At 60.3% G+C, this 25958-nt stretch carries 23 protein-coding genes; 9 read left to right on the top strand and 14 right to left on the bottom strand.

The features are described from left to right. Positions 1-53 precede the first annotated feature (53 nt). Together nusA and rimP are read right to left on the bottom strand one after the other, a co-directional pair. On the bottom strand, positions 54-1070 hold the full coding sequence (gene nusA, locus HMPREF2537_RS07205) for a transcription termination factor NusA (RefSeq protein WP_070445649.1): 1017 nt from the start codon (positions 1068-1070) through the stop codon (positions 54-56). Positions 1071-1073: 3 nt separating this feature from the next. Then, positions 1074-1640 (bottom strand): ribosome maturation factor RimP, encoded by a 567-nt coding sequence (gene rimP / locus HMPREF2537_RS07200; protein WP_070527072.1) that lies wholly within the window; start codon positions 1638-1640, stop codon positions 1074-1076. A 37-nt stretch (positions 1641-1677) separates the two neighbouring features. Between rimP and HMPREF2537_RS07195 the strand changes: the two genes are divergently transcribed. Beyond that, on the top strand, positions 1678-2532 hold the full coding sequence (locus tag HMPREF2537_RS07195) for a hypothetical protein (protein ID WP_070527069.1): 855 nt from the start codon (positions 1678-1680) through the stop codon (positions 2530-2532). A 30-nt stretch (positions 2533-2562) separates the two neighbouring features. Here HMPREF2537_RS07195 and HMPREF2537_RS07190 read toward each other — a convergent pair whose 3' ends face one another. Next, positions 2563-2958, bottom strand: a complete 396-nt coding sequence (locus HMPREF2537_RS07190) for a DoxX family protein (RefSeq protein ID WP_070527065.1) — start codon at positions 2956-2958, stop codon at positions 2563-2565. A 27-nt stretch (positions 2959-2985) separates the two neighbouring features. Next, complete coding sequence (locus HMPREF2537_RS07185) at positions 2986-4755, bottom strand: proline--tRNA ligase (protein ID WP_070527062.1); 1770 nt, start codon at positions 4753-4755, stop codon at positions 2986-2988. Between the two features lie 32 nt (positions 4756-4787). Here HMPREF2537_RS07185 and yaaA point away from each other — a divergent pair, with 32 nt between their 5' ends. Further along, complete coding sequence (yaaA, locus tag HMPREF2537_RS07180) at positions 4788-5510, top strand: peroxide stress protein YaaA (protein ID WP_070527059.1); 723 nt, start codon at positions 4788-4790, stop codon at positions 5508-5510. A 79-nt stretch (positions 5511-5589) separates the two neighbouring features. Here yaaA and HMPREF2537_RS07175 read toward each other — a convergent pair whose 3' ends face one another. Then, complete coding sequence (locus HMPREF2537_RS07175) at positions 5590-6903, bottom strand: DUF4921 family protein (RefSeq protein WP_210383631.1); 1314 nt, start codon at positions 6901-6903, stop codon at positions 5590-5592. A 51-nt stretch (positions 6904-6954) separates the two neighbouring features. Here HMPREF2537_RS07175 and HMPREF2537_RS07170 point away from each other — a divergent pair, with 51 nt between their 5' ends. Next, entirely contained in the window at positions 6955-7770 is an 816-nt protein-coding gene (locus HMPREF2537_RS07170; protein WP_070527056.1) for a PhzF family phenazine biosynthesis protein, read from the top strand. After that, positions 7763-9151 (top strand): protein adenylyltransferase SelO family protein, encoded by a 1389-nt coding sequence (locus tag HMPREF2537_RS07165; RefSeq protein WP_070527053.1) that lies wholly within the window; start codon positions 7763-7765, stop codon positions 9149-9151. Before HMPREF2537_RS07170 ends, HMPREF2537_RS07165 begins: the two co-directional genes overlap by 8 nt. A gap of 301 nt (positions 9152-9452) precedes the next feature. Here HMPREF2537_RS07165 and mqo read toward each other — a convergent pair whose 3' ends face one another. Further along, positions 9453-10955, bottom strand: a complete 1503-nt coding sequence (gene mqo, locus HMPREF2537_RS07160) for a malate dehydrogenase (quinone) (RefSeq protein ID WP_070527049.1) — start codon at positions 10953-10955, stop codon at positions 9453-9455. A 300-nt stretch (positions 10956-11255) separates the two neighbouring features. On the opposite strand from mqo, the gene HMPREF2537_RS07155 reads away from it, so the two are divergent. The 4 genes from HMPREF2537_RS07155 (at position 11256) to HMPREF2537_RS07140 (ending at position 14878) form a co-directional block, all read left to right on the top strand. Beyond that, complete coding sequence (locus HMPREF2537_RS07155) at positions 11256-12257, top strand: alpha/beta hydrolase (RefSeq protein ID WP_210383630.1); 1002 nt, start codon at positions 11256-11258, stop codon at positions 12255-12257. A 56-nt stretch (positions 12258-12313) separates the two neighbouring features. Continuing rightward, positions 12314-13699 carry a mycothione reductase gene (mtr, locus tag HMPREF2537_RS07150; protein ID WP_070527043.1) on the top strand — a complete coding sequence of 462 codons (1386 nt, stop codon included), beginning with the start codon at positions 12314-12316 and terminating at the stop codon, positions 13697-13699. Positions 13700-14038: 339 nt separating this feature from the next. Beyond that, positions 14039-14431, top strand: a complete 393-nt coding sequence (locus tag HMPREF2537_RS07145) for a hypothetical protein (protein WP_070527040.1) — start codon at positions 14039-14041, stop codon at positions 14429-14431. 48 nt (positions 14432-14479) lie between these two features. After that, the gene (locus HMPREF2537_RS07140) at positions 14480-14878 is read left to right on the top strand and encodes a hypothetical protein (RefSeq protein WP_070527037.1); all 399 of its coding nucleotides are present in this window, start codon (positions 14480-14482) and stop codon (positions 14876-14878) included. A gap of 257 nt (positions 14879-15135) precedes the next feature. Here HMPREF2537_RS07140 and map read toward each other — a convergent pair whose 3' ends face one another. The 5 genes from map to dxr form a co-directional block, all read right to left on the bottom strand. After that, on the bottom strand, positions 15136-16005 hold the full coding sequence (gene map, locus HMPREF2537_RS07135) for a type I methionyl aminopeptidase (RefSeq protein ID WP_070527034.1): 870 nt from the start codon (positions 16003-16005) through the stop codon (positions 15136-15138). A 69-nt stretch (positions 16006-16074) separates the two neighbouring features. Beyond that, entirely contained in the window at positions 16075-17925 is a 1851-nt protein-coding gene (locus HMPREF2537_RS07130; protein WP_070527030.1) for a penicillin-binding transpeptidase domain-containing protein, read from the bottom strand. A 57-nt stretch (positions 17926-17982) separates the two neighbouring features. Continuing rightward, the gene (gene ispG / locus HMPREF2537_RS07125) at positions 17983-19146 is read right to left on the bottom strand and encodes a flavodoxin-dependent (E)-4-hydroxy-3-methylbut-2-enyl-diphosphate synthase (RefSeq protein ID WP_070445607.1); all 1164 of its coding nucleotides are present in this window, start codon (positions 19144-19146) and stop codon (positions 17983-17985) included. Positions 19147-19210: 64 nt separating this feature from the next. Then, a complete protein-coding gene (locus HMPREF2537_RS07120; protein WP_070527027.1) occupies positions 19211-20419 on the bottom strand; it encodes a M50 family metallopeptidase in 1209 nt (402 codons plus the stop codon). 15 nt (positions 20420-20434) lie between these two features. Continuing rightward, on the bottom strand, positions 20435-21601 hold the full coding sequence (gene dxr, locus HMPREF2537_RS07115) for a 1-deoxy-D-xylulose-5-phosphate reductoisomerase (protein ID WP_070527024.1): 1167 nt from the start codon (positions 21599-21601) through the stop codon (positions 20435-20437). A 192-nt stretch (positions 21602-21793) separates the two neighbouring features. Here dxr and HMPREF2537_RS07110 point away from each other — a divergent pair, with 192 nt between their 5' ends. Further along, on the top strand, positions 21794-22243 hold the full coding sequence (locus tag HMPREF2537_RS07110) for a DUF2631 domain-containing protein (RefSeq protein WP_070527021.1): 450 nt from the start codon (positions 21794-21796) through the stop codon (positions 22241-22243). A gap of 85 nt (positions 22244-22328) precedes the next feature. On the opposite strand, the gene HMPREF2537_RS07105 is transcribed toward HMPREF2537_RS07110, so the two are convergent. The 3 genes from HMPREF2537_RS07105 to rlmN all read right to left on the bottom strand — a co-directional run bounded on the left by HMPREF2537_RS07105 (position 22329) and on the right by rlmN (position 25914). Then, positions 22329-23918, bottom strand: a complete 1590-nt coding sequence (locus HMPREF2537_RS07105) for an ABC transporter permease (protein WP_070527018.1) — start codon at positions 23916-23918, stop codon at positions 22329-22331. Further along, on the bottom strand, positions 23915-24736 hold the full coding sequence (locus HMPREF2537_RS07100) for an ABC transporter ATP-binding protein (protein WP_070527015.1): 822 nt from the start codon (positions 24734-24736) through the stop codon (positions 23915-23917). The genes HMPREF2537_RS07105 and HMPREF2537_RS07100 overlap by 4 nt, the downstream gene beginning before the upstream one ends. A 71-nt stretch (positions 24737-24807) precedes the next feature. After that, entirely contained in the window at positions 24808-25914 is a 1107-nt protein-coding gene (gene rlmN, locus HMPREF2537_RS07095; protein ID WP_070527595.1) for a dual-specificity RNA methyltransferase RlmN, read from the bottom strand. Positions 25915-25958 lie beyond the last annotated feature (44 nt).

Raw genomic sequence — 25958 nt, 5'->3', positions numbered from 1 at the left:
GTCTACGCGAAAATAGGCCAAACCTTTAATTCCACCGTAGGCTGCTCGGAAAGCTAGTCCCGAGCGGCATCGGAGTGAATATCAATCTTCCATCCGGTCAGGCGAGCTGCGAGGCGAGCGTTCTGGCCTTCCTTGCCGATAGCGAGCGAGAGCTGGTAATCCGGCACGGTGACCTTGGCCACCTGCGCTTCCTCGTCGAGGATTTCTACGCGCACGACCTTCGACGGGGCGAGAGCATTGCCCACGTACACGGCTGGGTCTTCGTTGAAATCAATGATGTCAATCTTCTCACCACCGAGTTCACGCATCACGTTGCTGACGCGGGAGCCCTTCGGGCCGATACACGCACCCTTGGCGTTGAGGCCCTTGGCGTGGCCGCGAACGGAGATCTTGGAGCGGTGGCCAGCCTCGCGAGCGATGGCGATAATCTCGACCGCACCGTCGGCGACCTCCGGAACCTCCAGCTCAAAGAGTCCGCGAACCAACTCCGGGTGAGTGCGCGACAACGTGATCTGCACCTTGGCACCGTTACGGTTCACACCCACGACATAGGCCTTGACGCGGTCACCGTGCTCCAGCTTCTCCCCCGGCAGCTGCTCAGCAGGCAACAGGAAAGCATCCTGGGAATCGTGTTCGGTGCCCAATTGCACCACAACGACGCCGCGCTTGTTGGCGTGGATATCGCGCTGGACGACGCCCGACACCACCGTTCCGGTCAGCTCAGAATAGGAATCATAGGTTCGCTCAGCCTCGTTCTCGCGCAACTTGCGCAGGATGGCATCGCGGACCGCCTGCGCGCCGATGCGCCCAAAGTTGTCCGGGGTGTCATCGTACTCGCTGATAACCTCTCCGGTCTCCGGATCACTTTCGGTCACGATGACAGTGACGGCGCCGCTGTCGGCGTCAATGTCTACGCGCGACTTCGTGCCTTCCGCCTTTGTCTCAGCGGATTCCGCACGGTGGTCCAGGTAGGAATACAAAAGGGCACCCGCGATAGCTTCGAGCAAGTCCTTCACGGGGACGCCGCGCTCGCGCTGAATCGTACGGAGTGCCTCTAGGTCAATATTCACTTGTTAGTCCTCTCGGGTTGCCGAGTTCTGCTCGGCGAAGTCGAACGTCTGCATAGCCGCCTCCAGCTCCATTGCTGAAGGTTGAGCAAATTCAATTTCTACCACTGCACGGCTTAGGTTTTCCAATCGTTCGATCTGATAGCGCACCTCCTTCTTCACCGTCGTGATAAGCGCCACGGATTCTTCATCCTCGGACAGGGCACCGATACGGGCGACGCGGGTGGTGCCAGGCTCCTCGGCCAGCGCATAGCCAACGAGCCTTCCTTGGTTGCGGCGCCAATGGCGCGGGGCGCTGAGCGGAAAGTCCACTCCTGGCGTGGATACCTCTAGGGTGTAGCCGGCACCGAAGTTGAGGGTGCCCGCTTCTTCCTGAGCGTCAAAGAGCGCAGAGATCTCCTGCGAGAGCTCCTCGATAAGATCGGAGCTCGGGCGCTCATCGCCATCGATGCGGATGATGACCTGAGACTTCTTACCAGCTCGCGTGGTCTTCACATCTTCGATGTCGAGGCCGCGTGCGGCGGCGACAGGCTGCAGAATTTCGGTTAGTTGCGCGGGTGTTGGGAATGCCATGCGCTCTAGACTAGGTCACACGGGTAGGGTCTATCGCGTGAACCGCCGAGTAGTTATCCCCACCCTGCTTGCTTGCGTTGCCCCCTGGCTGGGCGGCTGCCAAGCCACCGACGCGATCGTGGATTATTTTGGCCCCCACGCAGACCCCTCCCTCACGTCGCTTGCTCAATCCGCCAGCGCGGATGCTCTCGCCTTGGAAGAGATTGATGCGGATGCCGCTGCCCTGCGCGCGCAGCACGCAGACGAGCTTTACTCCGAAATTGAGCGCCTCTGCGGCCGCGACGAGGAAGGACACGTTCCGCGCTCCTGCGAAGTGAATCGTGAGGGTGAAGCACACGAGGCCACTGATGCGGCTGCCGTGCTTGCCGCAGCTTCTTCATCGACTGAAGAGCAGCTTGACGCGGTCTCCCCGGAATCTCGGCCCCTGCTCGTCGCCCAAGCCATCGCAATGGAGGCCCGCTCCACCGATGAACCGGGCGCTGTGCCGGACCTGACGGAGGATGACGCTGACCTCGCCACCAAACTCTTGGACTGGGAATACCAGCAGGTGTATGCGTTGGACTTTGCTCGTTCCTATGTCACACCTGACGTCGAAGAGCTGGTTGATGAGCGCCTCGCTCTGCACGAGAACCGCGTCCTCGCGCTCCAAGAAGCAGTAGCCAAAATCGGACCAGTGCCACAGCCCGCAGCGGCCTACACCTCGTCCTCCGGTGAGCTGCCCGTAGACGCCGACTCAGCGCGCGCGTTCCTTGACTACGTCGCGCATAGTGACACGGTGACATGGACCTCCGCCGCCTCACAGGAGGTGCCTGACCAAGCGGCACCCAATGCTGAATGGCGAAGCTGGCTTATTTCTGTAGCCGCCCAATCTCACCGCATCAGTGCAGCTTAATTCCTCCCTCGCGGGCTCGATTTTCCTGAGCTACCGACGTTTGGCGTTCTTTTCGGCGTACAGCGACCAGGCATAGCGCATGACCGGAATCTGCAACGGCAGACGCACCGCGTGGTAGATCTTCTTGCCGGTTGATGCCTTGCCGCTTTCTAAGTCCCTGTAGGCCTGGTAGAAGTTCGCCGGCCACACGGCGGCGAGCAAAGCTAGGGCTGAAAGGCCGCCTGCAGGCCGCGTCGATGGGTTCGCCAGGAGTGCACCGGTCACCACTTCCCAGGCGCCAGAGGTTAAGTTGTAGAAGCGAGCCGACCCTGGAAGTTGTGGCGGGATGATGGACTCGAAGGGCTTCGGCTTAGCAAAATGCAGCACTCCCATGGCAGAGAGTGCTGCAGCCATTGAATATGTCAGTGCGGGGTTGTGAGAACTCATACCCGCGAGCCTACGCGCTTAACGCACCTAGCCGCGGATGAGCTCCGTTAAGGTGTCCACGATGGAATCTGCGGGGACCTCACGGGTCTCGCCGCCGCGGATGCGCAGCTCAATGATGCCATCGGCAAATGCGCGGCCCAAGATGGCAATGAACGGCATGCCCAGGAGCTCGGCATCCTTGAACTTCACGCCCGGGGAGACCTTGGGGCGGTCGTCGAAAAGCACCTCGACGCCCGCGCGGTCCAGGTCCTCCACCAGCTTCTGGCCCGCCTCCAAGGCAGCGGCATCCTTGTTGGCCACGGCCACGTGCACCTGGTACGGGGCCACAGCCACCGGCCAGTTGAGGCCCTTCTCGTCATGGCGCTGCTCCGCCAACACGGCGAGCATGCGCGTAACGCCAATGCCGTAGGAGCCCATGGTCGGCACGGCGCGCTTGCCGTTTTCGTCCAGAATCTGCACGTCGAAAGCCTCGGTGTACTTGCGGCCCAACTGGAAGATATGACCAAGTTCAATGCCGCGCTCCAGGGTCAGAGTGCCCTGACCATTCGGCGCCGGGTCACCCTCCTTGACCTCCGCGGCCTCAATAAATTCATCAACGGTGAAGTCACGGCCGGCAACGCAGCCCACCACGTGGCGGTTCGGGGCATCCGCGCCAGTAATCCACGACGAACCGGAAACTACGCGCGGGTCGGCATATACCTTCACGTCGTGAGCGTTAAGCGCACGTGGACCGACATAGCCCTTGACCAGGAAGTCGGTCTTCTTGAAGTCCTCATCGCTGGCAAGCTCGAACTCTGCCGGTTCAAGCGAAGCCTCCAGGCGCTTTTCATCCAGCTCGCGGTCACCCGGAATGAGGACGGCGGCGAGCTCCCATTCCTTCTCTTCCTCCGTGGCTGCGGGGGCGGCCACCTTGATCATCATGCACTTGAGGGTGTCCGCTGCGGTGACCTCGTGGCCGTCGACAGTAATGCCGGCGTCCTTAGCCCACTCCACCAGGGACTCAATGGTCTCGGCGTCCGGGGTTTCGTGCTCCTGTGCCTCCGGCAGACCGTCGAAGGGAATCTCCTCCGGCGCCTGGGTCACTACTGCTTCCACGTTGGCAGCGTAGTCTCCCTCCGTGGCGCGAACGAAGGTATCCTCACCCACCTCAGACACAGCGAGGAATTCCTCGGAGGCCGAGCCACCCATCGCACCAGAGGTGGCCTTGCAAATCGCGTAATCGATCTCCAGGCGGTCAAAAATGTTCTGGTAAGCCTTGCGGTGGCGGGCATAGGACTCATCGAGCCCCTCATCCGTCATGTCGAAGGAATAAGAATCCTTCATGGTGAACTCACGGCCGCGCAGCACGCCGGCGCGCGGACGCTCCTCATCGCGGTACTTCGTCTGGATCTGGTACAGCGTGACCGGGAAATCCTTGTAGGAGGAGTACATATCCTTCACCGCGGTGGTGAACATCTCCTCGTGGGTCGGGCCCAGCAGCATGTCCGCACCCTTGCGGTCCTTAAGACGGAACAGGTTATCGCCGTATTCCGTCCAGCGGTTCGACTCCTCATAAGGCTCGCGCGGCAGCAGCGCCGGGAAGAGCATCTCCTGGCCGCCGATGGCGTTCATCTCCTGACGGATAACGTCTTCAATCTTGCGCATGGCACGCAGCCCCAGTGGCAGCCAGGTGTATACACCCGGCGCGACGCGGCGCACATAACCTGCGCGGACGAGAAGCTTGTGGCTGGGGACTTCGGCATCAGCCGGATCCTCACGAAGAGTGCGGAGGAAAAGCTCAGATAGACGTGTAATCATGGTTGCTCAGTTTACATCGCTAGCATGTAGCCATGCTGATCATCCTCCCTCCTTCTGAGACCAAAGCACACGGCGGCAGCGGCGCGGCCCTCAACTGGGACGAGCTCTCTTTCCCCGCGCTGAACCCGATCCGCCAAGAAATCGCTGCGGAGTTGTCGTCCCTCGACGTCGATGAAGCGCTGGAGGTGCTCAAACTCTCTGAGAAACTACGTGGGGAAGCCGAGTCCAACCGCGAGTTGGCGTCCTCCCCCACCATGTCCGCGCTGGAGCGTTTCACCGGCGTGCTGTATGACGCTCTCGACGCCCCCACCCTCTCCCCGGCAGCGCGACGCTTCCTCGCCGTGGGCGATGCGTTATTTGGTCTGGTGCGCGCTGATGACCTCATCCCGCACTACCGACTTTCCGGCAGCACCAAGCTGGGCGGGAAGACTCTCAAGTCACGATGGGGTACAGCCATCACCGATGAGCTGCGTGCGCTAGTCGACGCTGACGAGTTCCTCATCGATATGCGCTCGGGCACCTACCAGCAACTGGGCAAGCTCAAGGACGCCGCCACCGTGCGCGTGGAGACAGTGCAAGAGGATGGCTCCCGGAAGGTGGTCTCTCACTTCAACAAGCACTACAAGGGGGAACTCGCTCGCGTACTCGCCCTCCAGGGCGATAATGTCTCCTCCCTCGAGGATGCCGCCCGCGTAGCCCAAGAGGCAGGCATGAGCACCGAACTGCGCGGCACCGAGCTGGTGCTCGTGGTCTGATTTATCTATTTATCAATTTATCTACGCCCGCCGATTTATCTATTTATCAGTTTATCTGGCTCAATCGAAGCGGGGCCATTCAAACCAATGGGCTATAGCGCAAACTATTGCGCTTGAGCTCGCACTCAGTGGCGATAGAGATGCCGGAGGCAATCTTTCCGTGCTCGCGGAGGCGGAACATGGCGTCCACGATGCGATCTCGCAAGCCCCACGGATCGATGGTGTTGATATAGACCTTGGTGCCGCCCTCAAAACCGGCCAGCGTGGACACGCGCAGCTTGATCATGACGCGCCACGGCTGCGGCAGATCCACGCTGGGTGGTCGGTGGTGCCATTCTTCATTGCAGGCCACCTCCGGCCCCACCGCGGCGTGCGCTGCATGGATAAGATCCGACATTCCGCGCACTTCCTCAGGGCTTTGTTCCCACGGTTCACAGCGCGGTGACTTGGAGAAAATTTCGAGCGTGGGATAGCGGTGACCGAATCCTGCGAAGAGCACCGCATAGTCATTTTCTGCTATGACGAGGTTGCGCTTTGCCGCATAGCCCACAGCCCAATCGTTGTACATGTTGGGGTGCGCCCGCAGAATCGCATTTTCCTGGTGAGCCGCCATGCCCAGGGCATCAATCGCAACGAGCTGCTTGTGCAGGTGGTCGAAGGACGCACCCGCCGGTGCCAGCCAGTTCTGAAATACGGCGACATAAGAGGCGTAGCGGTTACGTTGGTAGAGCTCGCGCGTCGATTCCGCAGTGAACGTTGTCAGCAAGAAGTGCTCATCGGGGCTCAGCGTGCCGGAGGAGGCTAGTTGGCTATCATCGACCGCCCCGTCCACGAAGTGCCGCGAGGAGATAATGACATCGTGTCCGCCGCCGAAGAAGCCATCAGCGAGGGCGAGCAGAGAATCGTCGTCCAGCGCGACATCCTTGCCCGCCGCCTTGAGCTTGGTGCGCACCACATTGAGTACGTGCAGGCGTCCGGCCTCGTCAGCCTCGTAGCTTTCCTTGTGACAAGCCAGGTCTGGGTCCATGGTGAAGCCATAGTTCTCGTGCCAGTAGTCATAAGACACGATTTCAAAAAGGTTAGGAACGCGGCGAAACAGCGGCTGGGAGTTATCCAGCTCGTGCGGAAGAAGGCCGCGCTGAATCTCCCCCGAGGCCAAGATGCGAGACTTTTCCGGCGGAGTATCCAACATGCGGCCTGAGCAAAAGGCACAGCTGTGCGTCAAGGCATCAGGGCCCAGCGGATGCGGATCCTTTGCTGCATGCGCAAGCGGACGGTTGCCGCGTCCTGGCACGGTCCACACCTCTGTCCCGGAGAAAGGGTTGACCTGTTTGACGGTCCCATCCGCCATGGTCTGGATAGGTTCAACGCGGCTAAAAAGTGCTTCGCTCATGCAGCCCAGCGTAGACCTCCCCGCCCGCCAGTGCGACTAGACTTAGGCCCCATGCAGCACCGATTCTTTGAAGTAGATGTCTTCGCCACTGGGCCGTTTACCGGTAATCCCCTCGCCGTGGTTGCGGATGCCGATGGTTTAAGCACCGAAGAGATGCAGCGTATCGCGCACTGGACCAATTTCTCTGAGACGACGTTCCTGTGCTCGCCTACAGATCCAGGCGCGGACTACCGCGTGCGAATCTTCACCCCGTACGAAGAGTTCCCCTTCGCAGGTCACCCCACGCTGGGCAGTGCGCGCGTCGCGGCGGAGCTATTAGGAAAGAGCGGGCCCCTGATTCAGGAATGCGGTGTCGGGTTAGTCACCGTGCGCCAAGACGAAGGCCGTTTCGCCTTCGCTACCCCGCCCTTGCTGCGCCACGGGGAGCTCAGTGAGGCTGAGCGCTCCGAAGCAGCCGCCGTACTCGGAATCGACGAAGAGAGCATCGTTGACTCCGGCTGGGTGGACAACGGGCCTGGCTGGCGCTTGGTCCAGCTCGAGTCTGCTGAAGCCGTGCGGAAGCTTCGCCCCACACCCACCCCGGGCGTCAAGGTCGGCGTGGTCGGCCTCACCGGGGATGTGGAACCGGCCTACGAGGTTCGCGCCATCACCGGGCAATTCGAGGACCCCGTCACAGGTTCTTTCAACGGCGGAGCGGCCCAGTTCCTCCGCGCCAAGGGCGTTGTACCTGCCCGCTATACCGCTGCACAGGGCAGTCAGGTAGGCCGCGATGGCCGCGTCTTTATCGACGATGACGGGGACGAGCTCTGGGTAGGCGGCAACGTCCACGTTCGCGTGCGCGGAACCCTGGGGTCCCGCGATGACTGAGCAGTCCCTGCCTTTTGAGCTGCACAATGACTTTGCCCAACGCTTGCCACAGATGGTCAGGGCAACCCGCGGGGAAGAACAGCCAGCACCACGAATCGTGGCGCTCAATGAGCACCTAGCCGCTAAGCTCGGCCTCGACCCAGACTGGCTGCGCAGCGAGGACGGAATAGAGTTCCTCCTCGGCCGCGGAGCAGTCACTCCCCACGCGATGGCCTATGCGGGCTTTCAATTCGGACAATATAACCCGGCAATGGGTGACGGCCGCGCCCTGCTCTTGGGCGAAGTCACCGGCCCCACCGCCTCTCACAACCCCTCGGGCCTGTGGGATCTGCATGCCAAGGGCACGGGGCTGACTCCCTACTCGCGTTATGGCTCTGATGGACGCGGCACGCTGCGCTCAATGTTGCGTGAGTATCTCTTTTCCGAGTCGATACACGCCCTAGGTGTGCCCACCACGCGCTCGCTGGCGGTCCTCGCCACTGGGCGCCCCATCCAGCGCCAAATGGTGGAAGAGGCAGGGGTCCTCGTGCGGGTGGCCGCAAGCCACATCCGTGTCGGATCCTTCCACTTTGCCGCGCACTCGCAGGTGCCCGGGCTACTCGAACAGCTCGCCGCCTACACCAGTGAACGCCACTACCCCGGCGCCGACTGCCAGGAGCTATTCACGCACGTCATGGAGGCACAAGCCGCGACGGTCGCCGGGTGGATGCAGCTGGGTTTTATTCACGGCGTGATGAACACCGATAACACCACGTTATCGGGCGAAACCATTGACTACGGCCCCTGCGCGTTCATGGAAAGCTATGACCCCAACACCTGGTTTAGCTCCATCGATACGCAGGGCCGCTACCGTTTTGGGCGCCAGCCCGACATGCTGGGATGGAACCTTGCGCGGTTGGCGGAGTCACTGCTGCCGCTTTTCGACGACTCCCCTGACATCGCCCTCACCTGGGCTCAAGAGGCTATCGATACCTTTGGCGAACGTTATGAGAGGGCCCGCCGCCGAGAGGCACAGCGTCGCCTGCAGATGCCCGACGAGCTTTTCCAGGAGTACAGCGCTGCCCTCGCAGAGGCCGCCCCGGACCTGACACAGGCCAACCGCAGCCTCGTCAACGCCGTGGCAGGCGAACCTGCGGCAGCCTATGAGAAGTTCGAGGATAGGAGTTTCGTTGATGCCTACTGCACAAGTGGCCCTGACATCAAGCTCCTAGACCAGACCGTACCGCGCGTGATTCCCCGGCCGCGGCTGGTCGAAAGCGCTCTGGGCGATGCCGAAGAGTTCGCCCGTCTCCTGCACGCCACCACGCATCCTTTTAATGCTGCGCCGGAGTATGAGCAGCCCGGCGGTACGGAAGGCTATCTCACCTTCTGCGGAACCTAGGAGCCTAAAGCGCAGAAACAGAAGGAAACACACCACCGCCCCGAGGTCTCCGTAGGAAAGGAAACGGAGTCTCGGGGCGGCGGTGCGTCTCTATCTTTCACTGCCACGCTCCCGGTCGGTTTCTCAGGCCGACCGCCCCGCGCGGCTGGGGTTCTCTCTATCTCTCTCGCATGCGCTCTCTCAAACGCACAACATCATTATGGGGCGTTGTCCTTGGTGAAGCGTTCCGGTGCACTGAACACTTCCTGCCAATTACTGAGAATAACCTGCGAGGCAAGCACCTACGAGCCGAAAGGAGAAACTACTTGGACTCAAGCTGCAGCGTCTTCTGCGTGTACTCCCACATCTCGTTGTAGAGCTTCTTGTCCTTGGAGAGCTTGGTGCCGTAGGACGGAATCATTTCCTGAATCTTATCGCCCCACTGGATCATGTGCTCACCGAAGCAGCGCTCCAGCAGCTCCACCATGATGGCCGGGGTGATGGAAGCACCCGGGGAAGCGCCGAGCAGGCCGGCGATGTTGCCCTCAGGGTTATTGATGAGGGTGGTACCGAACTCCAAGGAGCCGAACTGCGGTGCACCCGCCGGCTTAATCACCTGGACACGCTGGCCGGCGATGACAGTCTCCCAATCAGCCGGGTCAGCGCTCGGGACATATTCCTTCAGGGTTTCAACGCGCTTGTCGAAGTCCTTGAGGACCTCGGTCACCAGGTACTTGGTCAGACCAAACTCCTGTGCTGCCACGCCCAGGTAAGAGGTGATGTTGTCCGGACGGATGGACTTAAACAGGTCCAGGTAGGAGCCCTTCTTCAGGAACTTCGGGGACCAGCCACCGTAGGGGCCAAACAACAGGCCTTCTTCACCGTCGATGACACGGGTATCCAGGTGCGGCACGGACATCGGCGGAGCGCCCACAGCAGCCTTGCCATACACCTTGGCGTGGTGCTGCTTGACAAGTTCCGGGTTTTTGGAACGCAGCCACAGGCCCGAAACCGGGAAACCGGCGAAACCAGAAACCTCACGGACACCAGCCTTACGCAGCAGGTCGAGTGCGTAACCGCCGGCGCCTACGAAGACAAACTTGGCGTGGACAGCCTGGTAGTCACCGGTGTGGAGGTTCTTTGCCACCACGCGCCACTTGGATCCCTCACGCTTGATATCAACGACCTCGTGGCCATAACGGATCTCGGTACCGGCAGCCTTAGCGGCAGTGAAGAACTGCTTAGCCAGGGCACCAAAGTTGACGTCGGTGCCCGCCTCGGTCCAAGAGATAGCAACCTTCTGCGAGTTGAAGTCACGGCCCTGGGACATCAGGGGCAGCTTCTCCTGGAAGGTGGCGTCATCGTCGCTGAACTGCATGTTCGGGAACATGTGGTTATCCTTCAGCGCGTCGAAGCGGCGCTTCAGATAGTCCACCTGGATGGAGCCCTGCGCAAAGGACACATGCGGAACCGGGTTGATGAAGGCCTTCGGGTCCGTCAGGATGCCGTTGTCGAGCTGGTGGGACCAGAACTGGCGAGAAACCTGAAACTTCTCATTGATGTTCAAAGCCTTGGAGATATCAATGCGGCCATTTTTCTCCGGGGTGTAGTTCAGCTCGCACAGCGCGGAGTGGCCAGTACCGGCGTTGTTCCACGGCGAAGAGGACTCAAGGGCAGGTCCATCTAGGCGCTCGAAGACCATTTGGGTCCAGCTAGGCTCGAGCTCACGCAGCATGGCGCCGAGGGTGGCGCTCATAATACCTGCACCAATGAGTGCGACCTCAACCTCGTCTACTACTTGTGCTGTCTTCTTATCGGAGGACACTGTACTTATTACCTCTTTGAGTCGATATATTCGTTGTGGTCAAGTGCCCGGCGCATGTGGGTGCACAGGGCGCGGTGAGAAGCGCTCGACGATGCTAGGAAGCAAACCGGCATACAGACCTCCCCTGCGAGAGGTCCGTCAAGCATTGACTCCACCTTACGCCCCTCGCCGCAAAATAGGCATTCCTGGGAGAATAAATGCCCGAATCCGAGCCCATTACCCCATTCGTGGTGCAGGACATCTGCCGCTAGCGCTCCGCCCCGCCCGACGTACCTGGCTGCACGGCCTATTATGAGCTCCATGACATATGACGAACTCGAATGGACAGAAGATTTCCTCGGGCCCGATTTCCAAACCACCACCCTTGAACTCGGCGCCGACCCTGATGGCGAGGGCGATGTGTGCGCGACGCTCGTGCGCTACTGTCCCGACACGGATGCCCACGATGACCGCCCCGCCTTGGTGTGGGTCCATGGCATGACGGACTACTTCTTCCACGAACACGTAGCGCGCTATTTCTACGAGCTCGGCTATGCCTTTTATGCTCTCGACTTGCGCAAGTGCGGGCGCTCCCGGAGGAACGGCCAAACCTGGCATTACATCAGCGATATGAAGTATTACGACGCCGACCTCAACGCGGCTCTCGACGCCCTCCCCAACCAGCGTGTCGTCATCATGGGCCACTCCACCGCGGGCACCATCATCGCACTCTGGCTTGATCGCCTTCGCCGCCAGGACCACGAACGCTTCAACCGCATCTCCGGTGTCGTCTTCAACAGCCCCTGGTTGGCCATGATGGGAATGGCGGATAAAACTTATGAGCTGCTCAAGCACGTCATCTATGCCGGGGCTGCCATCGCCCCAAAGTTCCCGATTCCCGGAGGCGATCTCACCGCCTACGGGGAATCTATCCATTCCAAAGAGAAGGGTGACTGGGATTTCGACCGTCGCTTCAAGCCGCTGGGCGGGCATCCGAAATACCTGGGTTGGGTAGCAGCGGTCTTCCATGGCTTCGACGCGATCCATTCCGGCCGCATCGACATGGGACTCCCGCTGCTGACCATGACTTCAGGGCGTTCCGAGCTCAATCAGCCCTATAGCGAATCCTCTAACACCGCCGATGTTGTCGTGGACGTACGCCAAAGCCAGCGATGGGCCAAGGAGCTCAGCGCTCGCTATACGCTCCACGTTGTAAATAATGGGCGCCACGATCTCTTTCTTTCCCGCCCCGAACCGCTGCAGGAAGCCCTCTCCACCACCGCGGAATGGCTGCGCACCGTGGTCCCAATTGAGACGGTTTAGACTCGCTCACCTCGCGCTTTTCAACCTGCACGAGTTGCGGCTAGGCAGCCCCTAGAATGGTCGGCATGACTTCCGCACAGCACTTTGACCTCGTCATCATCGGCACCGGGTCGGGAAATTCAATCCCCTCCCCCGAGTTCGACGATAAATCCATCGCCATCATCGAAAAGGGAACCTTCGGCGGAACCTGTCTCAACGTGGGCTGCATCCCGACGAAGATGTACGTCTACGCTGCCGACGTTGCACTCGCCGCGCGCGAGGCAACCCGCCTTGGACTCAGCGCCCACGTGGATGCTGTGGACTGGGAGGGCATTGTCGAGCGCGTATTCCACAACCGCATTGATCAGATAGCCCGCGGCGGCGAAGAGTACCGCCGTGGCGAGGAAACGCCCAATATTACAGTCTTTGATCAGCACGCTCGGTTCATCGGACCGAAAACCCTGCAGGCCGGCGACGACATCATCACCGGCGACAATATAGTTATTGCTACCGGATCACGCCCTGTACTGCCCGAACCTTATGCCAGCTCTTCCGTGCCAATCCACACCAACGAGGACATCATGCGGCTTGAGAAGCAGCCGCGCAGCCTCATCGTGGTCGGTGGCGGCTACATCGCCATGGAATTTGCCCACGTCTTCGACGGCCTGGGCACCGAAGTAACCGTGGTCAACCGCTCGGAGAAGCTCCTCCGTTTCCTCGACGAAGACTTAAGCTCCCGTTTCAACGACATCGCACGCAAGCGTTTCGACGTCCGCATTGGCACCGCCACAGCACTAGAGGAAACCGCAGACGGTGTACGCCTAACCTTGGATAGCGGTGATGTCGTGGAGGCAGAAGCCATCCTCGTGGCCACCGGCCGCCAACCCAATGGCGATCAGATGGATCTTTCTAACAGCGGCATTGAAATGCACGAGGACGGGCGCATCAAGGTCGACGAGTTTGGTCGCACCACCTGCGAGGGTGTGTGGGCTCTCGGCGATGTCTCCTCCCCCTACATGCTCAAGCACGTAGCCAATGCGGAGCAACGGGCGGTACAGCACAACCTGTTGCACACAGACGATCTCCAGCCAATGCCGCATGAGCACGTCCCCGCGGCCGTCTTCACCCACCCACAAATTGCAACGGTGGGACTTACTGAGGCACAAGCCCGCGAGAAGGGCTATGACGTCACGGTGAAGGTGCAGAACTTTGGCGACGTTGCCTATGGCTGGGCTATGGAAGACACAACGGGCATCTGCAAGCTCGTCGCTGATCGGGCCACCGGCAAGCTCCTCGGCGCCCACCTAATGGGCCCACAAGCGTCCACTCTTATCCAGCAGTTGATCACTGCGATGACCTATGAGCTTGATATGCGCGAGTTTGCCCGCTCTCAATATTGGATCCACCCGGCGCTGCCAGAAGTAGTGGAAAACGCAGTTTTGGGACTAGAGTGGCAGGAGTAAAAGTTACATTTCAAAGTGTGATGTTTTTCACATTTCCATCACATTAAATTCTTTAAACCGCTGGATGCCACTACAGACAACACTTTACGTCACTAACATCTGCCAGCAACCTTTCAGAATTTCACCTATTTCGGGGGTGGTAGACCCCGGGACTTAAAAGAAGGCTCAAACTGACGTGCATTTTGCCTGACCGTTGGCTACTTTAGTTACGGACACCGGAAAGAGTCGGTAGCTTCTACCGACTCGGTGTGTTTTGGGGATACCAAACTAATCCCTATCCCTGTAAATCAAGACCTTCCGTCTCGGGGTCTTGCACGTACGACACTAAGGACTTTTGATATGCGTATCCGCAATGCAGCTATCGCCGGCGTAACCGCTCTCGCCGTTGCCTTCGGCGGCACCACCGTCGCTTCCGCCGCTGACAACGTTGAGCAGGGCAACCACACCGTTCCCGTTAAGGATCACGGCCCGTCCAAGACCGCTCCGGACGGCGAAGCCGACACGACCCCAGAGGATTACAAGCCTTCCCTGTCCTCCAAGATCGGCCAGCAGCTTGAGGGCGACAAGGCAGCTAACGGCGTTGCCATCTTCGGCTCCTCCAAGGACTTCTCCGGCCAGCCGGCATGGGCAAAGGTCTTCTACGGCGTAACCGTTTTTGCTGGCCTCGGCGCTCTGCTCGGCACCATCATCGGCCCCGTATACAACTTCTTCGTACACGGCCCGTCCCTCTAAGCAACAGCCACACGGCTTCACCAAAACTTCCGAAAGGTAATTTTCACAATGCGTAACTTCCGCACCGCAGCCGTTGCTGCTGCTACCGCTGTCACCGTAGCGTTCGGCGGCACCGCCGTTGCCTCCGCAGAGACCAACAACAACGAGGGCACCTCTTCCTTCTCCTCTTCCTCCAGCTCCCTGACTCAGCTGGGCAAGAAGTGGGGCGCATGGGAAGAGGGCGAGGACGGCAAGCCTGTCGTTACCCCTGACAACCAGGTCACCGGCGAGGACATGTTCGGCACCGAGACCTCCGACAAAATTCCGGACTGGGCTTCCTACTGGAAGAAGGGCACCATCGCCCTGGGCATCTCCTCCGTTATCGGCGCTGTCATTGGCGCCTACAACTACGCTGTTTACAACGGCATCATCCCGGCACACGTGCTGGACCCGATCTTCCGCCGCTAATTAAGTTGCGGGCGTGCTGACTTACTCAGCACGCTTAATCAGCGCCCATTTCTCTTTAAGGGGATGGGCGCTTTTGCATGCCATGCCACCATCGCGACAGCGGGAGACTTCGTGCCGCCTACGTTTTTCGCTTCGCGCGCTCCCCTTCGGAAGAACTAAGCCCTCCGCCTCACCGTGACTACACGGGAAGCGGAGGGCGTTGTTTTCTTCTTTGGAAGTGTTTAAGCGCTCGGCGCTTAAACGTCGGCGCTTAAACGCTAGGCCTCATCTGGCAAGGTGAGGATCTCGTTGCCATCATCGGTGATGACGATGGTGTGCTCGAACTGGGCTGTGAACTTTCCATCGGTGTTCTGGACGGTCCAACCGTTATCCCAAATCTCATAGTCCAGCGAGCCCAGGTTAATCATCGGCTCGATGGTCAAGGTCATTCCAGGCTCGAGGATGTCACGGTAGGTCATGGAATCGTAGTGCAGCACAACCAGCCCGTTGTGGAAGGTGGGGCCTACGCCGTGGCCCGTGAAGTCAGTGACCACGTTGTAGCCAAAACGGTGAGCATAAGACTCAATGACGCGTCCGATGACGTTAATCTCACGGCCGGGCTTTGCTGCCTTAATGCCGCGCATCATCGCTTCCTTGGTGCGCTCCACCAGCAGCTTGTGTTCCTCGGTGACGTTACCCGCGAGGAATGTAGCGTTCGTATCGCCGTGGACACCATTCTTGAACGCTGTGACGTCAATATTGACGATGTCACCGTCCTCAATCACCGTGGTATCCGGAATGCCGTGGCAGACAATCTCGTTGAGGGAGACGCAGCAGGATTTCGGAAAACCCAGGTATCCCAGCGTCGACGGGTATGCGCCGTGGTCACACATGTACTCGTGCGCAACGCGGTCAATCTCATCCGTGGTGACACCGGGCGCCACAGCCTTTCCCGCCTCCTGAAGGGCGTTGGCAGCAATCCGGGAGGCCTCACGCATGGCCTCAATAACCTCCGGGGTCTGCACGAATGGCTCGCCCTGAGCTTCCTGAACCGTGTCCTTCCACACGTACTCGGGGCGCTCAATATCCTTCGGTACCTTGCGGATTGGGGTATCTTTTTCTTGTTTCAGCATCGCGCGCTTAGTCATAACTACTCATGGTAGCCCTCTTGCCCAGCACCCGACAAAGAGCACCAACGACGCCCTAACGAGCGCGCCTTACTGTTCTTGTGCGGGAGGAACCTCGCCGTGGCCTTCCGCGCGTAGGGCGTCCAGACGCTGCAAGAAATTATCAGTGATGCTGACCGAAATCGTCGAGCCACCGCCCAAGACGACGAGTGTTGCGAAAGCAATGTCATCATCCCGGAATCCGGTGAACCAGGCGTGCGAGCCGCCGTTGATTTCCGCCTCACCAGTCTTGCCGTAGACAGTCCCCTGGGCCTGCATTCCTGCGGCGGTACCGCTCGCCACTACCTGGCGCATCATGTCACGCACTTGAGCCAAGGTTTCCTCGCTAGGCGCGGGGACCTCCTCCGAAACCTTGGTTTCGCGTGACTCAATGAGCGTCGGCGTCGGGGTCTTGCCTGCCGCAACTGTCGAAGAGACAAGCGCCATGCCAAAGGGAGACACAAGGTCCAGGCCCTGACCATAGCCAGCTTCCGTGCGCTCCAGAGGAGTCTCACCCTCGGGGACGGAGCCGGTGAGCGTCGACAGTCCCGGTACCTCATAGTCGATGCCCAGGCCATATTGCTTGCCCACGTCGCGCAGCTCTCCCTTCGGAAGGTCCGTCGAAATCTGCGCGAAAGTGGTGTTACAGGATTGCGCGAAGGCTTGGCGCAGCGGCACCGAGCCCAGGGAAAAGCCGTTGTAGTTGGTCACGGTTCGCCCATACAGGTCCATGGTTCCGGGGCACGGCACGATGGAGTCTGGCGAAAGGCCTTGCTTGTCGACGCCCGCCGAAGCCGTAATGATCTTAAACACCGAACCGGGAGGGAACTGGCCTTGGAGGGCAATATCACCCTTCTTATCTGCCTCCGGGGTTTGGGCCACGGCAAGAATCTCGCCCGTCGAAGGGCGCATGGCCACGATCATGGCCTCGTACTCGGGGCGCAGATTGACCGCTTCCTGAGCGGCACGCTGGACGTCATAGTCCAGCGAAACTTTGACGGAAGGGGCTGCCTCGGGTTCGTGATACTCGACGTCGGAAAGCGCGGCGCCGTGCTCGTTGACTACCGAGACGGACCAACCATTCTTGCCGTCTACGTCTTCGGAGACCAGAGAACGCACGCGGGCGAGGATATCTGGGGCCAAACCAGTATCGCGCGTAATGAGCGCCGGTTCCTCGTTAAAGCGAATCCCCTTCTGGTTCTCCAGGACTGGGCGCAGCCGCGCTGCCTGAGCCTCATTGAGCATGGTGACCGAATAAGCGCCATCAACCTCTTCAAGATTCTTGGCAAGCTCTCCGGAATCAATTTCGGGGAAGGAATCATCCTCCCGGTGCGCCTGGCTCAGCGCGCCGGATACTTTCGCGGCGACGGGGCGGGGATCGTCGACGGCGTCGGTGTCGACGACGAGCCGGTATTGCAAGCCCGGAGACATGAGTTCCACCCCATCGGAGGAGACCACACCAGCGCGTTTAGGCGCTATCGATCGCAGCTCAAGGTGCTGGTGCGCACCGAGGTCGGGGTGGATAATGCTGGGCTGCCAGCGCACGGTCCAGTCCTTATCCTTGCGCGTCAAGGCCATGGACGTGTCATAGCGCAAGGAACGATTGCGCGGCAGGGTCCACGTCACTGAATAGTGCGCGGTCGCCTTGGCTTCCTCTTGCTCAACGTCGGTCAATTCAACGTCGAGACCCTCTGCTTGCAGGCCCGCGAAGGTTGCGTCGAGGGTGTTCGTGGCCGTGGTGCTGTCATCAACGAGCTGTGTTAGGTCCTCATTGTTGCGGGTTTCCATGTCTTCTAGGAATTGCTCGGCAACTGGGCGTGCGGACACCGGCTTGGGGGTGCATCCCACCAAAGACGACGCCGCGATGCTTGCCGCACCGAGCAGCGCCACGAACTTCTTCATGGTTGGGCAGCGTAGCAGCCGAGGGCGGCCCGACGGCCGCCCCACACCGCAGATGGGCTACTTGGTAACGCGGACCTCAGCCTTGGCGCCTTCGACGGCTTCCAGGCCCTGCTCTTCTGCCAGACGCATTGCCTCTTCGATGAGCGTTTCCACAATCTTGGATTCTGGAACGGTCTTGATGACCTCACCCTTGACGAAGATCTGGCCCTTACCGTTACCGGAAGCTACGCCAAGGTCAGCATCGCGGGCTTCGCCCGGACCGTTCACCACGCAGCCCATGACGGCCACGCGCAGCGGGAATTCCATACCGTCAAGGCCCTCGGTGACCTCGTTGGCCAGCTTGTACACGTCCACCTGCGCGCGACCACAGGACGGGCAGGAGACAATCTCCAGCTTGCGCGGGCGCAAGTTAAGCGACTGCAGAATCTGGTCACCAACCTTGATCTCTTCGACCGGGTCCGCGGACAAAGACACGCGGATGGTGTCACCGATACCTTCGGCAAGCAGGGCACCGAAAGCGACCGAAGACTTGATGGTGCCCTGGAATGCGGGGCCGGCCTCGGTAACGCCGAGGTGCAGCGGGTAGTCGCACTGAGCGGCGAGCTGGCGGTAGGCCTCCACCATGACGACCGGGTCATTGTGCTTCACGGAAATGGCGATATCGCCATAACCGTGCTCCTCAAAGAGGCCAGCCTCCCACAGTGCGGATTCAACAAGAGCCTCCGGGGTGGCCTTGCCGTACTTCTCCATGATGCGCTTGTCTAGGGAGCCTGCGTTAACGCCAATGCGAATCGGGATGCCGGCATCACCAGCCGCCTTCGCGACCTCTTTAACGCGGCCATCAAATTCCTTGATGTTGCCCGGGTTGACGCGCACGGCAGCGCAGCCGGCATCGATGGCGGCAAAGATGTACTTGGGCTGGAAGTGGATATCGGCGATCACCGGGATCGGAGACTTCTGCGCAATCGCCGGCAAAGCCTCCGCGTCCACCGTCTTTGGGCAGGCAACGCGAACGATGTCGCAGCCGCTCGCGGTCAGCTGTGCAATCTGCTGAAGGGTGGCATTGACGTCATGCGTCTTCGTCGTGGTCATCGACTGCACGGAGATGGGGTGGTCAGAGCCCACGCCCACCTGGCCAACCATGAGCTGACGCGTCTTGCGGCGCGGCGCCAAGGTAGGAGGTGGGCCGTCGGGGATACCAAGACCGATAGGGGTCGACATGTGTGCTCCTTGCTAATTGGGTTTTAACGCCCCCACTCTAGCACCGCACACCGCAGCTGGATCACTAGCCAAATAGCCGAATTGGGTTGACCACGTCCGCAATCATGATGAGCGCACCCACCGCCATGAGGATGAAGGCCAGCACATAAGTCACCGGCATCAGCTTGGTGTAATCCGCCGGCCCCTTCGGTTCCTTTCCGAGGAGGCGACGCAGGGCGTCACGAATCTTCTCATAAATGATGACGGCGATATGGCCGCCATCGAACGGCGGGAGTGGGATGAGGTTGAACAACGCGAGGAAGAAATTGAGGGTGGCCAGCATCATAAAGAAGGTGGACCACAGACTGCGCTCCACCAGCTCGCCGCCCACGCGGGAGGCACCCACCACGGACATCGGCCCGTTGACATCACGTTCCTGCCCGAAGATAGAAGCCACCACACCCGGAATCTTTGCCGGGAATTGGGCGATGCCCTGGACAGTAGCGTTCAAGGCATATCCCGAGTAACGCGCGGTGGCCGGGAAGGCATCGACGAAGGAGTAGGTCTCCCTGATATCGATAATCTGGTTGGTCATGCCAATGGCGCCGACCTTCACCAGCTGTCCCTCCGCGTTGAGCCGGGTCACTGTTGCAAGAGTGATATCGAAATCACGCGGCTCGCTATCGCGTTCGACGGTAAGGGTGACGGTGTCACCGGGGTAGTTCATGACGGTATCGCGAAGCTGCGCAAAGGAGTCCATGGTCTCGCCGTTCAGCGCGACAACAATATCCCCCGGCTCCACGCCCGCTTCGCCAGCTGGGCCCAGCCCCTGGCAGGGTTCCAATTCGCCCTCAGCATTCTGGTTCACGGCACAGGAGACCTCCCCTACACGTGGACGAACATCCGCGTCTGGGTTGGGCAAGCCCGTGGTCATAGCAATGATCAGCAGGATAATGAATCCCAACAGCAGGTTGACCGTAATACCGCCGGCCAGAACGATGATCCGCTGCCACGCCGGCTTCTTGTACATGGCATAGGGCTCTTCCTCCTCCGTAAGGAACTCATCCTGTGCCGTCATGCCCGCGATATCGCAGAAGCCGCCCACCGGAAAAGCTGCAAGGCCGTATTCGGTGTGGCCACGTGTAAAGGATGCGACGCGCGGCCCAAAGCCGATGAAGTAGCGCCGCACTCGCATCCCAAAGGCACGGGCGGTAAACATGTGGCCCGCCTCGTGTAAGGCAACAGTGATGCCGATCCCCACGGCGAAGAGGATTATACCGAGCACATTGGCCATAATTTAGGGGGCTTTCTAACGAGCGAGCGAATCCACCAACGCATTAGCGCGACGGCGGGCCTCACCTTCCACGGTGAGGACATCATCGACGCTAGAGGGTACACCAGCGAACTCTGAGGCCTGCTCCACGACGTGGCTAACCACGTCAACAATTTCCGGGAAATGAATACGGCCCGCCAAGAAAGCAGCCGCTGCCTCCTCGTTCGCAGCGTTATACACGGCAGCGTGGGTGCCTCCGGCAGCGGCCGCCTCACGGGCAAGGCGAACGGCCGGGAAGGCTTCGTCATCGAGCGGCTCGAAGCGCCAATCATGTGCGGTGGAAAAGTCCAGGGCCGGCTGGGCACCCGGCACGCGGCGCGGCCAGTCAAGTGCCAGGGAGATCGGCAGTTTCATCGATGGCGGCGAGCACTGCGCAATCGTGCAGCCATCGGTGAAGGTAGCCATAGAGTGGACAATGGACTGGGGGTGAACGGTGACGTCAATGAGGTCCGGGGAGATGTCGAAAAGCAGCGTCGCCTCGATGAGCTCAAGGCCCTTATTCACCAAAGTCGCCGAATTCAGGGTATTCATCTGCCCCATCGACCACGTCGGGTGTTGCGCAGCCTGCTGCGGGGTGACATCCCACATCTCCTCGCGAGTCCAACCGCGGAAAGGACCACCGGAGGCGGTGAGAACGAGGCGCTCGAGCTCCACGCCGCTGCCTGCGCGCAGGCACTGCGCCATGGCGGAATGCTCGGAATCCACCGGGATGATCTGGCCCTCCCCCGCCAAGCGGGTGACGATGGAGCCGCCGGCGACGAGGGATTCTTTGTTTGCCAACGCCAACAGCTCGCCCTTCTCCAAGGTGGCGATGGTGGAGGCCAAGCCCATGGAGCCTACAAGCGCGTTGAGGACCTTATCGGCGTCCACCGCCTTGACCAGCTTCTCGGCGGAGTCTGGGCCCGAGAGCACGGTGCCACCGAGGGCCTCGGAAACGGTGCGTGCCGCATCGGGCTTGGCGACGGCCACGTGGTCAAACGAAAGGTTGAGGGCACGTGCCTGCTCAATGACGAGCTGCGGGTTGGAACCGCCGGCGGCGATACCCACGACTGTGAACTTATCCGGGTTATCCGCGATAACGTCCAGAGCCTGGGTGCCAATCGAGCCAGTAGAGCCGAGAATAAGAATGCGTTGGGTACTCACCCTCTCAACCCTAGCCGGTCAACCCAAGCAAGAGTCGCGAGCGCTGCGCTAACGATAGTCGGGGGTGTTTAATCGCGGTTATCGGCAGGATCATTTAAACTACTACACAGAATAACTGGCATTTTTCGTGCACTCGCTCGAATCAATTAGTTCTAAGCAGGGCGAGCTGCATGTACACGCAAAGGAGAGCAAGTGTCTTCCCACAAGCCGGCATCGCAGGTTTTCGACGGCGTATCCACCGATGACGTCCCGTCCGCAGGTTTCGGTTGGTCCCGCATCAGCCGCTCGGGCGTACAGATCGCTGGTTGGACGTCCGTCGTGTTCCTGCTTGCTTATAACTTTGGTAACCACAAGGGCCACGTGGAGACGATCTGGCTCTTCGCCCTGGCAATCCTGATTGCCCTTGGTCTGGTGATTTACGCCCTGCAGCCAAAGCTCTCCCAGGTGCGCACCCTGACCGCCCGTAACAAGCCGGTGGGCCACGAGGAACCGGATTGGGCATATGAGCAGAAGACCGTTCACAACGTCTACGCTTCCCTGACCGATGACGAGCTGCGTGCCCTCAACATTGAGCCCTCCCGCGTTGCTCACATCCGCGGCGTGTCCGACGGCCGCCACGCTGCCAAGCCGGTGGCTAACTAAAGCTTCTTCGCTGTAAACAAAAGCTCCCTTCCCGCTGTTCATGAATGAACTGCGGGAAGGGAGCTTTTGTTCTATCTGTTTCCCCCTAGCTCACGTAACGGTTTACCGTGGCGTAAATCTCCGGGGTTCGCTCCTGCGCCCTCTTTCCGGCGAAGCGCCAGACAGCAGCGTAGACAAGTGACGGAACCAGCAGAGAAACTATCACAGCGGCGTACAGCAGCCAGCCGCCGCGCTCATAGCTCAGGGCAGAAACCACGATGCCGGGAAGCGCGGGCACCCAGACCAGCATCATGCCGACGAACGCCGTGAAGAAAGCGCCAGCGGAATAGCCGGATTTGTCATTCCACCGGTTCTGTCCCGGGGCTGACAAGGGATAAGGGTTAAGCACGGTCAGTCCCAAGCCCACCGCCGCCGTGGAAATGAACACGCCTAGAGCCACAGCTGTGCACAACATGCCCAAGGTGAAGTTGTCGCTAAAGACAAGTACCACTACGGCAAGCAGCACAAACCCGATCAAGGGAATAGTGACGTGTGCGAGGTGGCGCGCATGAAGGATGGTGCGCGGAGCAACCGGAGCCACCATGTGGACCCAATTCGATGGCCCATCGAAGCCATAATCATTAGCCAAGAGCGAAGAGAGCACGATCGCGCTGAAGCACAGCATGAAATAGGCGGTGAAATCATCGCCCCTCCACAACTGGTAAAGCGTCAGCACGCCGAACAGTGGCATCGTGTAGAGCATGCCTGTTTGCCGCTTATCGCGGGTGAGATAACGCAAAGCCCGGGTATATTCCATCGCCGCCGGGCTGGAATAAGACCAGGCGCCCAACTCCAACTTGGACACACCCTTGCCCGTCACTTCGCTGGCTGCGTCACCGCCTGTTCCGGGGTTGCGCATGAGGCCGCCTATCTGACGGGACCACGCCCATACCAGCAGGACAAGGCTGGCCACCGCGATCAAGAGTTGGGATAGGGCGGTGATGAGGTGGCCGTCGGCAAGCGCGAGCGCCCACCCCACCCCGGCACCCAACGGGGTCCAGGCCATGATGGTGCCCACGGAATCGAGCGGAGGCAAGGACTCGAGGACGCTCTGTGCCTGCAGCATGCCAAAGACCAGCAGGCCCATAACCACCATCGCCGCAATTTGGGTGCGCGACTTTTGGGAATCCGCGATAGCGGAAGCCACTTGGACAAGGCATTCGCCAACAATGATGGTCGTCGCGCACGACAGCACCATGCCCACGACGAAGGGCACCGCAGCCCACCCGGTTCCTGTCAGGATGAGGAAAATGCTGCCGATGATCGCATACACCAGGGAAAAGACGACCGACATGATGGCGCGGGTGGTCAGCAGACCGGAGAAGAACAAGCCCGGAAGGACCTCACGGGGAGTCAGAGGAAGGGCTCCCAGAGTTGTCGGGCTCAATTGATTCTCCCCCGCCGGCATAAAGAGAGCGAGGAGTATGTAAATGAGCATGCCGCCCGCCACGCCGACGGTCAGTGCTTGGTAGCCGTGTCCGGGCGTGGTGATATCTGCATACACCATGGCTGCGATGGAAAAGAGGCCGATTGCTCCGTAAATCAGCATCATGAGCCCCATCATGAGCGTCGCCGGATTGGAAGAAACGCTTCGCCACCACAGAGTGCGATGAAGGCTGAACAGAGTGGATGTCATTCAGCGTCACCTGCCGCTGGCGAGCGCAGCCACCCAAACTTCGAGGCATCCAGGTCCCGCCCGCCGACGGCCGCGATAAAGAGATCGCTCAGGCTTTGGCCCTGGCGGACATCGTCGACGTGACCCGCAGTGATGACTTGGCCGCCGTTGATGATGGCAACGTGGTCACACAGCCCCTCGACGAGCTCCATGACGTGTGAAGACAAAATAACCGTGCCGCCACGGGAGGCATAGGCGCGCAGCATCTGCTGGATGAGGCGCCCGGAGACCGGATCCACGGCTTCCAGAGGCTCGTCAAGGATAAGCACCTCTGGGTTGTGCAGGACGGCCCCCGCCAAGAGAATCTTCTTGGTCATGCCGGCAGAATAATCCGCGATGCGCTTATCGGCGGCATCGGAGAGGGAGAGGGCGTCGAGAAGCTCCTGCGCACGGCGCAGCGACTCGGAGCGCTCCAACTTGTGAAGGGCGCCGAGGTAGTGAAGGTATTCAGCGCCAGTGAGACGGTCAAAGACCGGCGCCCCATCCATGAGCAGCCCCATGGCCTGTTTGGCGGGGATGGGCTCTTCCCACACGTTGTGGCCGGCGATGAAGCTGTGGCCGGCATCAGGGCGCTGGAGGCCACACGCCATGGTCAGCATCGTGGTCTTGCCCGCGCCATTCGGCCCCACTATGCCGTAGATGGATCCGCGCGGGACATCAAGGTTGAGGCTGTTGACAGCGATCTGAGAACCAAAAGACTTGCGCAGATCGCGCACCGCTAAAGCTTGGGTGCGTGGATCTGTGGCTAAGTCCTCGCGATAAGGATGAGTCATAAGCATTAACGGTATCAAGAACCATTAATGCCTTGTTCTCCAGCAAAACTATTGTTAGGAAACTGTGAGCTGGATGCTTAAGCGGTCTCGCGCTCGTCGGCAGCGAGCTGGCCACAGGCCGCAGCGATTTCATCGCCCTTGGTATCGCGCACGGTGCACGGCACGCCCTGCGCGATGACGCGGCGAACGAACTCGTCCTGGCGCGCCTTCGGGGCGGCGTCCCACTCCGAACCCGGTGTGGGGTTGAGCGGAATGACGTTGACGTGGACCTTGGATCCCAGTGCCGCATGCAGCTTCCGGCCCAGCATGTCGGCGCGGAAATCCTGATCGTTCTTATCGCGGATCAGCGCATATTCGATGGACACGCGGCGGCCCGACTTATCGGCGTAGTACTTAGCGGCATCGAGGACCTCCTCAACCGGCCAGCGGTTGTTAACCGGCACGAGGGTATCGCGCAGTTCATCATCCGGGGTGTGCAGGGAGACTGCGAGGGTGCAGGACAGGTCCTCATCCGCGAGCTTGCGGATGGCCGGAGCCAAGCCGACCGTGGACACCGTGACATTGCGCTGGGAAAGGCCGAAACCTGTGAGGTCAGATCCGGTAATCTGGCGCACCGCATGGACCACGCGCTTGTAGTTGGCCAGCGGCTCGCCCATACCCATGAAGACAACGTTGCTAAGACGTCCGCCCTCCTCTTCCATGAGGCGGGCAGCGTGCCTAAACTGCTCCACGATTTCCGCGGTGGACAGGTTGCGGTCCAACCCGCCCTGGCCGGTGGCACAGAATGGGCAGGCCATGCCGCAGCCAGCCTGGGAGGAGATACACAGGGTGGCGCGCCCTGGGTAGCGCATGAGCACGGACTCCAACAGGGTGCCATCGTGCAAGCGCCACAGGGACTTGGTGGTTTCCCCATCATCGGTGGAGGTCTGCCGAATGGGCTCCATGAGCGTGGGGAACAAACGCTCTTGGACCGCCTCGCGGGCGGCGGCCGGGATATCCGTCATCTCGGAAGCATCGGCGGTGTGGTGGACGTAGTAGTGCTTGGCCAGCTGCTTTGCGCGGAATTTGGGCAGGCCAAGTTCCGCGAGCGCCTCAATGCGCTCGGCCTCGGTCAGGTCCGCGAAATGCTTCGGGGGTAGCCCGCGGCGCGGAGCGGAGAAATTCAGTTTCAGTGGTTCAGCCATGGTAGAGCCCATTTTCCACGTTTTCGGCCACATTATCCAATCTA

Origin of the sequence: Corynebacterium sp. HMSC074E01 (assembly GCF_001808885.1) — a bacterium.
Taxonomy (GTDB): Bacteria; Actinomycetota; Actinomycetes; order Mycobacteriales; family Mycobacteriaceae; genus Corynebacterium.
This window is presented reverse-complemented; position numbering and strand designations above follow the sequence as displayed.

Bases quoted from the DNA above. Each gene is read 5' to 3' on its own strand.
- HMPREF2537_RS07130 (WP_070527030.1), bottom strand. From the start codon at position 17,925: ATGAAGAAGTTCGTGGCGCTGCTCGGTGCGGCAAGCATCGCGGCGTCG.
- HMPREF2537_RS07140 (WP_070527037.1), top strand. From the start codon at position 14,480: ATGCGTAACTTCCGCACCGCAGCCGTTGCTGCTGCTACCGCTGTCACC.
- HMPREF2537_RS07185 (WP_070527062.1), bottom strand. From the start codon at position 4,755: ATGATTACACGTCTATCTGAGCTTTTCCTCCGCACTCTTCGTGAGGAT.
- rlmN (WP_070527595.1), bottom strand. From the start codon at position 25,914: ATGGCTGAACCACTGAAACTGAATTTCTCCGCTCCGCGCCGCGGGCTA.
- rimP (WP_070527072.1), bottom strand. From the start codon at position 1,640: ATGGCATTCCCAACACCCGCGCAACTAACCGAAATTCTGCAGCCTGTC.
- HMPREF2537_RS07100 (WP_070527015.1), bottom strand. From the start codon at position 24,736: ATGCTTATGACTCATCCTTATCGCGAGGACTTAGCCACAGATCCACGC.
- HMPREF2537_RS07175 (WP_210383631.1), bottom strand. From the start codon at position 6,903: ATGAGCGAAGCACTTTTTAGCCGCGTTGAACCTATCCAGACCATGGCG.
- HMPREF2537_RS07105 (WP_070527018.1), bottom strand. From the start codon at position 23,918: ATGACATCCACTCTGTTCAGCCTTCATCGCACTCTGTGGTGGCGAAGC.
- mtr (WP_070527043.1), top strand. From the start codon at position 12,314: ATGGTCGGCATGACTTCCGCACAGCACTTTGACCTCGTCATCATCGGC.
- HMPREF2537_RS07190 (WP_070527065.1), bottom strand. From the start codon at position 2,958: ATGAGTTCTCACAACCCCGCACTGACATATTCAATGGCTGCAGCACTC.
- HMPREF2537_RS07170 (WP_070527056.1), top strand. From the start codon at position 6,955: ATGCAGCACCGATTCTTTGAAGTAGATGTCTTCGCCACTGGGCCGTTT.
- HMPREF2537_RS07120 (WP_070527027.1), bottom strand. From the start codon at position 20,419: ATGGCCAATGTGCTCGGTATAATCCTCTTCGCCGTGGGGATCGGCATC.
- yaaA (WP_070527059.1), top strand. From the start codon at position 4,788: ATGCTGATCATCCTCCCTCCTTCTGAGACCAAAGCACACGGCGGCAGC.
- HMPREF2537_RS07145 (WP_070527040.1), top strand. From the start codon at position 14,039: ATGCGTATCCGCAATGCAGCTATCGCCGGCGTAACCGCTCTCGCCGTT.
- ispG (WP_070445607.1), bottom strand. From the start codon at position 19,146: ATGTCGACCCCTATCGGTCTTGGTATCCCCGACGGCCCACCTCCTACC.
- HMPREF2537_RS07165 (WP_070527053.1), top strand. From the start codon at position 7,763: ATGACTGAGCAGTCCCTGCCTTTTGAGCTGCACAATGACTTTGCCCAA.
- HMPREF2537_RS07155 (WP_210383630.1), top strand. From the start codon at position 11,256: ATGACATATGACGAACTCGAATGGACAGAAGATTTCCTCGGGCCCGAT.
- map (WP_070527034.1), bottom strand. From the start codon at position 16,005: ATGACTAAGCGCGCGATGCTGAAACAAGAAAAAGATACCCCAATCCGC.